General features: G+C 38.2%; 11 protein-coding genes and 1 rRNA gene (1 of these 12 cut by a window edge). All 12 read right to left on the reverse strand.

Annotated features, from left to right (window positions below; genetic code table 11):
- Positions 1-1,427, reverse strand: a 16S ribosomal RNA gene (locus P3T75_RS07150) (it extends 133 nt beyond the left edge of the window).
- A gap of 648 nt (positions 1,428-2,075) precedes the next feature.
- Positions 2,076-2,258, reverse strand: coding sequence for a hypothetical protein (locus P3T75_RS07155; protein WP_206904192.1), 183 nt, complete (start codon positions 2,256-2,258; stop codon positions 2,076-2,078).
- Positions 2,259-2,369: 111 nt separating this feature from the next.
- Positions 2,370-3,005 (reverse strand): HAD family hydrolase, encoded by a 636-nt coding sequence (locus tag P3T75_RS07160; protein WP_282461208.1) that lies wholly within the window; start codon positions 3,003-3,005, stop codon positions 2,370-2,372.
- 11 nt (positions 3,006-3,016) lie between these two features.
- On the reverse strand, positions 3,017-5,746 hold the full coding sequence (locus tag P3T75_RS07165) for a sigma 54-interacting transcriptional regulator (RefSeq protein ID WP_282461209.1): 2,730 nt from the start codon (positions 5,744-5,746) through the stop codon (positions 3,017-3,019).
- A gap of 104 nt (positions 5,747-5,850) precedes the next feature.
- Complete coding sequence (locus P3T75_RS07170) at positions 5,851-6,828, reverse strand: SIS domain-containing protein (RefSeq protein ID WP_282461210.1); 978 nt, start codon at positions 6,826-6,828, stop codon at positions 5,851-5,853.
- Positions 6,829-6,880: 52 nt separating this feature from the next.
- Complete coding sequence (locus P3T75_RS07175; protein WP_206904180.1) at positions 6,881-7,693, reverse strand: PTS system mannose/fructose/sorbose family transporter subunit IID; 813 nt, start codon at positions 7,691-7,693, stop codon at positions 6,881-6,883.
- A gap of 15 nt (positions 7,694-7,708) precedes the next feature.
- Positions 7,709-8,491 (reverse strand): PTS mannose/fructose/sorbose/N-acetylgalactosamine transporter subunit IIC, encoded by a 783-nt coding sequence (locus P3T75_RS07180; protein ID WP_282461211.1) that lies wholly within the window; start codon positions 8,489-8,491, stop codon positions 7,709-7,711.
- A gap of 18 nt (positions 8,492-8,509) precedes the next feature.
- Positions 8,510-8,980 (reverse strand): PTS sugar transporter subunit IIB, encoded by a 471-nt coding sequence (locus P3T75_RS07185; RefSeq protein ID WP_206904176.1) that lies wholly within the window; start codon positions 8,978-8,980, stop codon positions 8,510-8,512.
- Positions 8,977-9,393 carry a PTS sugar transporter subunit IIA gene (locus tag P3T75_RS07190; protein ID WP_230708431.1) on the reverse strand — a complete coding sequence of 139 codons (417 nt, stop codon included), beginning with the start codon at positions 9,391-9,393 and terminating at the stop codon, positions 8,977-8,979. The genes P3T75_RS07185 and P3T75_RS07190 overlap by 4 nt, the downstream gene beginning before the upstream one ends.
- Positions 9,394-9,750: 357 nt before the next feature.
- Complete coding sequence (locus tag P3T75_RS07195) at positions 9,751-11,676, reverse strand: glucosaminidase domain-containing protein (protein WP_282461212.1); 1,926 nt, start codon at positions 11,674-11,676, stop codon at positions 9,751-9,753.
- A gap of 66 nt (positions 11,677-11,742) precedes the next feature.
- A complete protein-coding gene (locus tag P3T75_RS07200) occupies positions 11,743-12,288 on the reverse strand; it encodes a hypothetical protein (protein ID WP_282461213.1) in 546 nt (181 codons plus the stop codon).
- A gap of 236 nt (positions 12,289-12,524) precedes the next feature.
- Positions 12,525-13,040, reverse strand: a complete 516-nt coding sequence (locus tag P3T75_RS07205; RefSeq protein WP_282461214.1) for a GNAT family N-acetyltransferase — start codon at positions 13,038-13,040, stop codon at positions 12,525-12,527.
- Between the last annotated feature and the right edge of the window lie 6 nt (positions 13,041-13,046).

Raw genomic sequence — 13,046 nt, forward strand, 5'->3', positions numbered from 1 at the left:
TGTGACGGGCGGTGTGTACAAGGCCCGGGAACGTATTCACCGCGGCGTGCTGATCCGCGATTACTAGCGATTCCGGCTTCATGTAGGCGAGTTGCAGCCTACAATCCGAACTGAGAGAAGCTTTAAGAGATTAGCTTAGCCTCGCGACTTCGCAACTCGTTGTACTTCCCATTGTAGCACGTGTGTAGCCCAGGTCATAAGGGGCATGATGATTTGACGTCATCCCCACCTTCCTCCGGTTTGTCACCGGCAGTCTCGCTAGAGTGCCCAACTAAATGATGGCAACTAACAATAAGGGTTGCGCTCGTTGCGGGACTTAACCCAACATCTCACGACACGAGCTGACGACAACCATGCACCACCTGTCACTTTGCCCCCGAAGGGGAAGCTCTATCTCTAGAGTGGTCAAAGGATGTCAAGACCTGGTAAGGTTCTTCGCGTTGCTTCGAATTAAACCACATGCTCCACCGCTTGTGCGGGCCCCCGTCAATTCCTTTGAGTTTCAACCTTGCGGTCGTACTCCCCAGGCGGAGTGCTTAATGCGTTTGCTGCAGCACTGAAGGGCGGAAACCCTCCAACACTTAGCACTCATCGTTTACGGCGTGGACTACCAGGGTATCTAATCCTGTTTGCTCCCCACGCTTTCGAGCCTCAGCGTCAGTTACAGACCAGAGAGCCGCCTTCGCCACTGGTGTTCCTCCATATATCTACGCATTTCACCGCTACACATGGAATTCCACTCTCCTCTTCTGCACTCAAGTCTCCCAGTTTCCAATGACCCTCCCCGGTTGAGCCGGGGGCTTTCACATCAGACTTAAGAAACCGCCTGCGCTCGCTTTACGCCCAATAAATCCGGACAACGCTTGCCACCTACGTATTACCGCGGCTGCTGGCACGTAGTTAGCCGTGGCTTTCTGGTTAGATACCGTCAAGGGATGAACATTTTACTCTCATCCTTGTTCTTCTCTAACAACAGAGTTTTACGATCCGAAAACCTTCTTCACTCACGCGGCGTTGCTCGGTCAGACTTTCGTCCATTGCCGAAGATTCCCTACTGCTGCCTCCCGTAGGAGTCTGGGCCGTGTCTCAGTCCCAGTGTGGCCGATCACCCTCTCAGGTCGGCTATGCATCGTGGCCTTGGTGAGCCGTTACCTCACCAACTAGCTAATGCACCGCGGGTCCATCCTCAAGTGACGCAAAAGCGCCTTTCAAATACTAAACATGTGTTTGGTATTGTTATGCGGTATTAGCACCTGTTTCCAAGTGTTATCCCCCGCTTGAGGGTAGGTTACCCACGTGTTACTCACCCGTTCGCCACTCCTCTTTTTCCGGTGGAGCAAGCTCCGGTGGAAAAAGAAGCGTTCGACTTGCATGTATTAGGCACGCCGCCAGCGTTCGTCCTGAGCCAGGATCAAACTCTCATAAAAAGTGTTTGAACAGTCATAGACTGTTAAGCTCAAATAAAAATTAACTTTGCTAGCTATTGCTTGCATGTTGTTTGCTTCTATAAAAGAAGCGCCCTACACATTGGTTCGTTTGCTTGCTTTGTTCAGTTTTCAAAGGTCTACTTGCGAAGTTAAATGTATTTATCTAACTTGCAATTGGTTGCTTTTTGAAATGTTTCAGCAACTCTTATATCTTATCAGCTGACTTAATTCCTGTCAACTGTTTTTTTCAAAAAGTTTTAAAAACTTTTTGAAATGATATTTCAGAAGTTCGCCGCTCATCAAGCAACTTCGTTAGTTTAACAGTCGTTGTAGCAACTGTCAACAACTTTTTTCAAAAATGTTTCAAGTTGTTTTCAATTATATGACTGCCTTGCCAACGTTGATTAATTTACCACTTCCAAGTATTTGCGTCAACCGTTTTATTTTCATAAAATACCAGCTCACCACCGTGCCAAAACTACTCTTTTTATCTTTTGTTCGCTTTTTTTGCGCTTACAAAAAAAGAAGTTAATCTTTTTCTTCATAAAAAACCTAAACTGTAAAAAAGTAAGAGAAATCCCTCTTAAAATTCGGTTATTTTTTTATTTTTCAGGCACAAAAAAGGAGATTTCCATCTCCTTAGCTAGTTTACTTATCGCGACTTAAAAAGCGAATCCGTTTTTCTTCATCGCGGTAAATAATTGTTTCTTCGTTTAAGTAAGAAAAAGTTAGTTTTTCTAAATTTGGCGTGCTAATCATTTCTTCGTATCCAGTAAAAATATCGTGAATATATTTTTTGTAGGCATGCTTCTTCTTTAATCTTTTTTTCATGGGGCACCTTCCTTTTTCAAATCACTGTCATCTTACCAAAAGTGTTACGCATTGGACAAGTAGTTTTCGTCGATTCTCAAAGATTGTTACAAGGTGCATTTTTTTACTAACTTAATATACAAGACAATTCTCTACCACTTTTATAATATCAGACAAATGATCAATAACTATATCCGCTTGTCGTTGATCAATTGGAAAATCTTGTTTTAGTGCCAATGTATACAGCTGTGCAGCTTTCGCAGAAGCAATCCCGACTGGTGAATCTTCTACTGCAATGCAGCGATCACACTTTAGCGCCGCTTCAGCCAATTGATAAATTTCTGGATGTGGTTTACTTTTTGATAAACTTTCGCCGGAAATAACAAAATCAAAGAAAGATGTTAAATTATTTTGAGCAAGCATCGTATAAATTTCGTTTTCAGGCGATGAAGAAGCAAGTGCTATCTTTATTTTTTTAGCCTTCAAATAAGTCAATACACTCTTAACATCCCCTCGCAAGGCCTTGGTAAAATCAATTGGATGTGTTTGCCGATAATCTTGATACTCTTTTTTTAATAATGCACGGTTTTCTTTTGCTGGGACTAAAACTTGCCAAATACCCACTTCAGTCAAGCCGACAAAATCCAATTTGTTTTTTGAGCCTGGACTCAAATTTTTTTCAGCAAAGAAATCCATCCGCCGCTGAAAGTAAAAGCTTTCAGAATCAATTAAAACACCGTCCATATCAAAAATTATACCTAAAGTCATATAAATCACTCCTAGCCATTAATTATTTCGTGAATTAGACGCAGCTCTAAATCCGAGATCTGAATAGTATATTCATTTTCGACATTGCGAAATGCTCGATGAATTTGTTCCATTTCCATGCCAGCTTGTGCTAAATATTCAGCAATATCTTCTTGTTGATCAACACTTTCTTTACGTAAAATTCGTTCAATCATACAACAGCAATGCAAATACAATAAAAATAATTTACTATTTGAAAGCGTAATGGCTAAATTAACCTCTGCTTGTGATACTGCACTTTGCACCAGACGTAAAAGTTTTGTCGCATCTAGAATCGTTAAATTCTCAACGATTTTGTTAATGGAAAAGCTAAACATTAGCTGTTCCTTTAATGCTTTGTCACTAATATCAAAATAATCTTGTAAAATTGTAACAAATTTCTCTATATCTTCCCCATTAATTAAGTGATCTAAGCCGATATAAGGAATCTGCTGAATTTTGGGATCTTCTGTACCAACAATCATTAACACTTCATACATTTGAAAAGGATCTTCATACAGTTTATTTTTTTCTAACTTGTGATAATCATAAGGTATGATGGCTAACTCGTCGCAGTAGTCTTTTAGACAATGTTCTAAAATTTCTTGAATTTGAATGGCAGAGCCCATTCCAGTATAGCAACAAGTTAAAATAGCTTGTTTTTTCTCTTGCTTTGGCAAAATCAATTGCTTTTGAACTTTATTTTCAATATCAACTCGTTGACTGATTTCTGAAATAGATAATTGATTTTGAATTAAATGACCGATTTCTAAAACTAACGGGGTGCAAACATAGTCAATAATCAATAATGGTCCGCGAATTTTATCTTCTAAGCGCTCACCTAATTGATTTAACGAACCCATGTCCACTAATAAAATTAAACCAGCGTCTGTATGGTAATCGTTAATAAAGCGAATGACTTGTTCTTCGACTTTGTCTAGTGTGATATTTATCGGCATATCATAAGCATGAAAAATATTTTGTTGTAACATGCGATTGCCGACATTAGCTAGACTACTGGCAGTGGAATAACCATGGGCTAGAATAATACTTTTGATTTCTTTTTCACGGGGCGTTATTTGCAAACCGTGAAAGTAAAAAGAAATAAAGATTAAATCCTCGTCTTTAAAATCCTGGTCCAATTGACGGGAAATATGACCTAAAGCTTTCTTTGCATACCAATAAGAAGTATCCATTGAACTGGAGATTAAACGCAATAGCTTTGGTTTTATCGTATGCCATTCGTGATTTTCTGCAATCGTATCGGTATTATTTTTGCGATAAAGGTATTGTGCGAGTGCGATAACCCGATTACCATCTTGATCAAATCCATAATTATCGTGCATCCAATCAAAGGTTTCTCGAATTTGATAGGTCAAAACGGAATAAAAAGACTCTTCTTTAGCATAATTATCTTTAAACATAAATTCATCCATTAAGTTATTGACACGATTTACCATCGTTGCAATAAAATCCTTGATGGCTAACTCTTGTTCATCGACTTTTTGGTAAAGTTGAACCATTTTTTCAAATAATTGTCGGATCTGCTTTGCTTCAGTAGACTCTAAAAAAACCTGATTTTTCGTATGGGGCAAATATTGGCGATCTGGTAAAGCTTTAATCGTCTTTTTCAACTGCTCTTTTAAACGTAGCGCATTCTCTTGAGGTAAATCTTTTAAGCGCACTCTTATTGCAGGGTTGTTTTGATTTTTTGCATAGGCGCTGCCACAAATGTATTTAACAATATTTTTGATTTTACCCACATTGCCTTCTAAGTCACTATTTAACAAAAAGTCTACTAGTTGATAGCTAACATCAATTCGCTTTTTTAAAATATTAGCCTCATTCACAAAAAAAGTATCAATTAGCTGCATTCTTTCTGACTGCGGGCGCTGTTCATAATTGGGCAAACTAACAATTACCGGCAGACGCCGAATAAAAGTTGGCAAAAAAGTCTGATAGACATTTTCTGTTGTGGCAAAAATTAGCCGTACCTTTGCCTTGCGTTTAAGGGCATTATCCCCCATAGGTGAAAATTCACCGGTATCCATGAAGGTAAATAATTTTTCTTGCCCTTCATCTGACAGTCGATGCACTTCATCCAAAAATAAAATACCGTTATCTGCCTTTTCAATTAAACCGATATGATCTTTTTCAGCTCCGGTAAAAGCCCCCTTAATATGACCAAACAAAGCAGAGGATAACAATTCTGGATTATTGAAATATTGAGCACAGTTATAGGCGATAAAAGGGGAATCTTTTTGAATGACCTTCTCTGTGACTGCGTATTCGTGAATTTTTTCAGCTAAGAATGTTTTCCCTGAACCGCTACTGCCAGACAAAAGAATCGGCAACCCGTTATTTGGATAAAGCACCGCAGTTTTCACTTGATCAATCGCTTCTTTTAGACTCCCTTTGGCACCAATTACTAGCTCTAATGCATTTTGTTTTTCCAATGTAAATAAATCTTCCCAACTCTCATACTCTGCGCCTTTTACGATAATTCCCAGCTCAGCAAGTGTTGCAACGTGTAAAAAAGCGACCGGATAGCTCTTAACTTTGACAACTACGCCTTCTTTTAACCCTTGATTTAAGTAAGAACTGGTCGTGCTACGGTTTAACCCGATATGCTCACTAATGGCTGAGGCAGAAAAATCCCCACGATGATGCTTGTCGTAATCTCGCGTTAAGTCAATTAAATATTTTTCTACTTTTTCATTCATGATTTACACCACCTAGCTTCTTTTTTAATCAATTGTAAGAGATTTCATACCAGCTTTCAATACAAGACAGAAAAGCTGAGGCAAATGCCCCAGCTTATGAAATCTTAGTACTCAAGTTTCCACATATAACGACGTTTTGTTAATGGATGTTGACGCGCTTCCGCCAATTCTTCAGCATAAACACGGAAGACGGCCGTAATGACAAATGGATTGAAGTAATCTAAGACTTCTTTTGAAATATGAGCCGATAGACCCCAGTCTAGTGCATCCACAACTTCTGTTTTCGCATCGAAACGATCTAAGAAGGTTAATGCTCGCGCGTCAATTGGACGTGTACGGCCATCGTTCATCAGTAAGATAAATGGCACACCTTTATCGGTAATTTCAAATGGCCCATGGAAGAATTCACCTGCATGGAAAGTACCGGAGTTGATCCATTGCATTTCCATCATTAAACAAATTGAAGTCGAATAGGCTACTTCGTGAGTTGCCCCTGAACTCATAACATAGATAACTTTTTCGTCTTTGAAGCGTTGGGCAAATTGTTTCGCTTGTAAGCGTGCTCCTTCAGCGCTCTCTTGTGATAAATCGTAAATTTTACTGAAACCATCCATCATTTTATCGTAGTCAGCATAACCTTCAATTTGATTTAACAACTCAACTGCTAACAACAAGCAATAGCCGGTTTTTTCAAGTTTCGCAGCATAATTTTCAGCAAAACGGTGATAAATGACATAATCTGCATCTTTTGTTAGCGGAGAATCTACGCTACGTGTTAAACTAATAACTGTGGCACCTTTCTCTTTGGCTACTGCGTTAGCTTTAACAGTTTCAGGAGTGGTACCTCCTAATGAAGCTGAAATAACCACAGTATGCTCGTCGACTGAGCTAGGTGTCGCATAGTTAAATTCGTTGGCTGTAAAATGACTAATCCGTAATTTTTGTGCATTTTGATCTAAAAAGTATTTACCTGGATATAAATCAGCTTTTGACGCACCACAGCCAACAAAGACGATGGATGTCACTTCTTTATTACTAACGATTTCTTTTACAATCTCTTTTGGACTTAATTTTGAATTCATTTTTGAATTCCTCCTCTTAACTTTTTTATTTGAACCTGAATAGGTTTGTCCCTTAACTAAAAATGCCGCATACACTTAATAAAATCCCGCCAACAATACAAATGACCAACATTACGCCGGTTTTAACTTTCTTTTGTAGTAACCAGTACATAAAAAATGTCAGACCCAAAGGAATTAATTGTGGCATAATATTATCTAAAACATCTTGTAAAACAAATGCTTTGCCAAATTTTAAAGGTGTTGTAATACCGATCATGCTTGCAATCATTGCCCCGATTACCATCAAACCTACAATCGTACAAACATACATTACCTTATCCATTAAACCTTCTTGATAAAGTTTAGCTAAATATTTATTCCCTGTGTTATATCCAATCTTACCACCGTAATAAGTTACTAAAGACGAAGGGACAAATGAGATAATCATCGCTAAAATTGGTCCCAAAATACTTCCTTGTTGCGCTAAATTAATCCCAAAACCAAAAGCTAAAACCCGGACAGTTCCTTGGAAAAAAGAATCGCCAATCCCTGATAGTGGTCCCATTAAAGAAGTCTTTAAAGCCCCAATTGCTTCTGGATTAAAGTTTTCTTGGTCTTGTGCATATTGTTCTTCCATTGAAGCGGCTAAACCCAGTACAAATGCACTAGTCTGCGGTGTACAATTGTAATACGCCATGTGACGTTCGTAAGCTTCCATCTTTTTTGAAGCGTCTTCTGGTTTGTCGTAAATTTTGTCGATGATCGGTGCAATTCCATACATAAACCCCATATTCATTTGTCGCTCGTAATTCCATGAAGCTTGAATCGCCCACGAGCGCCAGAAGAATTGCCAATATTTCCAACTGTTTGGATCTTTTTTAGTCATTTATAAGACTCCTTTCTATAAATCGTCTAAAGGATCAGGTTCACTTTGCGCAGCATTACCACCATTACTGCTACCAAAATTAACTTGGGCCATCACAAACGCTACAATGCAGGCAAATGCTGCAACCCCTGTGATACTTAGGCCAGAATATGCAGTTATTAAAAAACCCAGCAATAAAAACGGTATCATTTTCTTTGTTAACATTGTTTGTAAAAGCAAAGCAAAACCATAAGCCGGTAAAATCTTACTTGCTAAAGTCAAACCATTTGTTAACCAAGCAGGAATGCTGTCAACAATACTTTTGACCAAATCGGTACCAAAATAAATAGCTAGAAAAATCGGAATAAAATACATTAAGGAATACAAAACCGAGCCATAAACAATATGAATCCTTCTTGCACCAGCAAACTTACCTTCAGCAATTAACGTATCTGCACGGTGTGTTAAATTTGATAAGACCGTTCGCATTAAAATCCCTAACATTTGACCTAATACAGAAATTGGAATTGCAATGGTTAACGCTGTTTCCGCATTTGAACCAGATAAAATTGCAAAAGCCGTTGCAATAATAGAAGCCATATTCATATCCGGCGGTGCAGCTGCCCCAATATTTACCAACCCCAAAGACATCAATTCCAACGATGCCCCAACCATCAAACCTTTTTCCAAATCTCCTAATACCAAACCAACCAGCGTACTCACAATCAAAGGCCGTTCAAAGTTCAGTCTTCCTAACAATCTGGAGTCCAGAATACAAAATATTCCGATTAGACCCAGGGCAATCGATTGAAACAACATAACGCAAACCCCTTTCTTTTAAATCATTGTATTTAAATCCTCTTTTTTAGAGGTTGGTACCTGCTGCATAAACTGTGTAATCCCCATTGCTTTTAGCGCTTTGGCATCTTCAATTTCACTTTCTGTTAAGAAAATAGCGTTGCTAAATTGCTTAGCCCCTTCTTTTTTAATAATGCCGCCATAATTGATGGCCTCAATTTTCTGATAGCCTTCACAAAACTTGCGGACATCTTTAGTATTCCCGAAAATCAACATGATATTTTCTTTTAGCGTTTCAACTTTTGGCATTTTTGCTAAAGTGTTGGCCACTGTGAAAATATTCAATTTAATTCCTTGGGGTTTGGACAATTCTAAGGACATCTTTTTAAATTCATCATTGGCCGCTTCGTCGTTTACCACGATAATGCGATTTATTTGTAAAGACTTACTCCAAGAAAACACTACTTGTCCGTGTAACAATCTGTGATCAATGCGTACAAGTTTGATCATAGATCATCACCTCCTTTTTCTGATGTTTGTAATAGACGACTACAATCAATTAGTGAATTTTGGCTTTCTATGATAATCCTTTGTAAATCATTTGAACTAATTTTCCCAGCCTGTGTTGCGATGGAAATCACAAGGGGTAAATTCATTCCGGTAATAAGATGTATTTCGGGGTTGTCTTTTAAAAGGGGTAACATTTCGTTATTAACACTCCCCCCTAAAATATCTGTTAAGATAAATAAATTTTTCGTCCCCAGTTTTGTAACTAATTGCTGCATTTGTCCTTCGATTGGTTCATCTTCATCGCGATAAGCCGATAGTGCGTAAATATTATTTGCTGGACCTAGAATCATTTCAGCGGTTTGCTTTAAGCCTTGTGATAATTCTCCGTGGCTTGCTAGAATGATAGTATTCATTTTTTCTTCCCTCCTTACTGACACTTTTATACAAGCAAGTTGCGTGCCAACTTTTGTCTAAGGTTCAAATCCCGCTTGATTTCAGCGTTTTTCTGACACTTCCAACACATCTAGAACAAAAAAATACAGTGTTGGAAATTTTCACTTGAAGTGTTGATAAAAGCGTGAAGTAGCGATTGATCAATTCTAAGAAAAAAAGACACCGCAAAAAAGATTGGAAATTTTTTAAGCCCAGGATTTTTTCTTCTTTTAAATCGCTTTTTATAAATTTCAATTGCTTTTTACTTAATACTTCGATAGACACAAAAAGTCCCCGTACAAAAGTTAGTTTAGCTTTTGTACGGGGACTTTCATTTTTTATTTTGGTGCTACATACGTAACATTGTTAGAGCGGGCAATACTATTAGGGATAATACGGTATGAAACAGTTGTTGGCCCGACAACATTTCCTTCTGAGACCAAAATGCCATCTGGTCCAACAGCTTCAACAAAAGCCACATGACCATACACGGAACTAGAACCAGCAACTCCAGGATGGAAACTTACGGCATAACCAACTTTTGGTGTTCCAGTTGTTTTATAGCCTAAACGAGCACCTTTTTGACCCCATTCGCCACCATTGCCCATAAAGTTGTCAACCCGGCCACCTAATTGGGTAATCCGATTGTAAACATACCACGTACATTGTCCCACTGGATAAGAACCAGAAGTATTATAGTTGCGACCATCAAAATCAGGGAAAATCATTTTATTACGATAGTAGGTTGGAATATTTTGCCGTGATTGAATGATCATTCCGGTTTTTGTTCCAACAGGTGTTTCAGGTTCATCGTACTGGGTTAAATGATAAGCTGCGATAATCGAATTTAATTTATTACTGTATTGCGTATCCGTTGCATATTTCCCCATTAGATGGTCTGTTGCTTGGAGATAATTTCCCGCCTCAGAACGCCATGCGCCTTGATAAAAACCATCGTTTCCAGAAATACCGCCACGAATTAGTTCAACATAGTCTGCTAATGATTCTTTGTAACTAGGATAACTTCTAAAGTTTGCCGTGATTTGATACAACTCGCCGTTTCCTTTGTCTTCCATTGTTTTCATAGCGACAGAAGAACCGCCGTGAGAACCTTTAATTCCAAACAAGTTGTAATAAGGTGCTCTTGATAACCCACTGCCACCAGAACCGCTTTCCAAAATTGCCTGAGCAATCATGACCGAAGCAAAAACATCATATTTTAACCCTAATTCTCTGGCATCATCTGCAATTGCATCGATGAAGCGTTGTGTAATCGGATTGGCTTTAAAATCAACAGTAGCTGCATAATTGTCTAATGTCTTTTCACCTTGTTGTGTCAAAACGAGATTTTCCGGCATGCTAACTGCAAAAGATGGGTTTTTTATAACGCCATATTTTTCGCTTAATAGCGCTATATCATTTTCTTCTTTACTGTCTGCATCTGTTTTATCAGCAATTTTTACAATTCCGGCGTCATTAACTTCATAACCTTGAATGGTGAAAATTTGGACACCTGGCAATTCTTCTTTATCTTTTATTTGTTCTGTATCTTTAGTAGCGTCACTAGTAGTTTCTTTTTTCTCTAATGCTGCTGCTTCTTTTAGTTTATTTTGTTCTTTTAAAGCCTCGTGATTTTCATCAGTGGCCATTATATATTTACCCTGACCAAGGTAAATGGCAACTTTGTTAACTTCTTTATCTTGCCAGAAAAGAAGATCACCAGGTTGCGCTTTTTCCAATGAAATTTGCTTTTTATCTTTTACCATTTCCTCATAATTTTTACCAAGAGTTATGCCAAAAATTTCGTTATAAAGGTAATTTGGTAAACTTAAATTATTAAAGGCAGACGGCGCTTTACCATCTTTTGCAAAAGGTTTATTCAGAGTCTTCAAAGCAGCTGCGATTATAGCACCTTGCTTTTTATCCTTTAAACTATTTAACAACGGCAATTCAAAACCATTTAAATTTGAATCAGTTAAACTGTCGACAACCAAATTATCATCCAATGGTGCAGATGCTGTGCCATCTTTACTTGGACCTTGAACAGGTTGTTTGGGGGTTGTTGCATCTGTTGTGCTTGGTTTGGATTGGTTTTGGTTTGTATTGCTTTGATTTGGTTTATTGGTCGCAGGCTTATTCGGCTGTGGCTTTGGTTTAGGATTAGGCTTTGTTTCTGGCTTAGGATCTGGTTTTGGCGTAGGCGTAGGTTTTTGCGCCTCCTCTTTGACTAACCCAGTAATTGCCTTTTGTAAATTAACCAACATGCTGCTAACTTCAGCACTAGAAGCATCCTCATTGGTTAAGAGAGTATTGGTTAGTCCAATTTGTTTTTACAAAACCTTAAATGAAGCTGGTGTATATTCGCTAGCCTTAAAGTCCATTGCTTTTTTCAACAAAGCTTGTAAGCTTTCCTTATCGGGTTTTACTTCCAGTTGTAGACTACCTAAAAACACTTGAATCCTTTCAACCAAAGCATTAACAGTATTTTGATCAACCTCGTTTGCATTTTGCATTACCGAAGCTTCCTGAAAAAGCTCATTTATTTTATCACCCGGGAATGTAGAGGGGCGATATTGATCTTCTGTATTAATCAGATTTTGCAGCTGATTGTACATTTCTGTTAACACAGTTTTGTCCACAGCCACCGGTGTCGGTGCAGGTGTCGGGTCGTTTTCACCTTCACTAACTTCACCTGTATTTTCAGGACTATTTTTGGTTTCTGTTACCGCTGTGTCACTATTATTTTGAACTGCTTCACTTGCTTGCGTAGTTGTAACAACATTTGCGAAAGCCGGCGTTCCTTGCGAAAAAAGCACTAACACAATACTAAACATAGAAAGTGCCCTTCGCAAACGTAGACTATTCCTTTTTTTCATCAGAGAACCCCCTTTTATTTCCTCGCTATTATATTAGCACATATTCTCATTAAATTCTAAGTCAAAACGTCTGAACAATTAATATAACAGTCGTAACTACAACTTGAATAAAAAGAGAAACTAGCATCCTAAAGGGTTTTTGCTAGTTTCTCAAGATTAGAGAATGATTTCAGCCAATTTTAATAAATAAATTTAATTATTTTGACGCGTCCAAATTAAAGTAAAAATAACTAACTTTATTGCGTTATCAACTGATATGCGTTTCGTAGACCTGACGGAATGGGAAATTCAACTTGACCGCAATAACTAAATCCAAGCGCATTGATCGTCTTGATCATAGGAAAATTTTCTGGATACGTATCAATTCGAATATCTTTAAACCCCTTTTTTTCGGCATTATTAATTAAAGCAGCTAAAAATTTTTTGGCAATTCCTTTTTTGGCAAAATTTTTACTAACCGCTACGCGATGAATTGACACATAATCCTTACGGTCAACTGTCATCCAACGACCACAAATAGCAGTATAAACAGGATCAATTCCTTCGACTAAACTTGCAACTGCCACGATACTGCCTTCCATTATGGCAACCCAACAGAATTTATTTGCCACATCTTTTGTCATTTGATCTTCATCAGGTCCATAGCCATCTTGCCACTGAGGGGATCCTTGAGCTTTTAAAGAAGCTCGTCCATCTGCAATAATTTCCATAATCACAGGTAAGTCCATAAAAGTTGCTAATCTTATTTCCATACTGCT

It is taken from the genome of Enterococcus montenegrensis, from assembly GCF_029983095.1.
Classification (GTDB): Bacteria; Bacillota; Bacilli; order Lactobacillales; family Enterococcaceae; genus Enterococcus_C; species Enterococcus_C montenegrensis.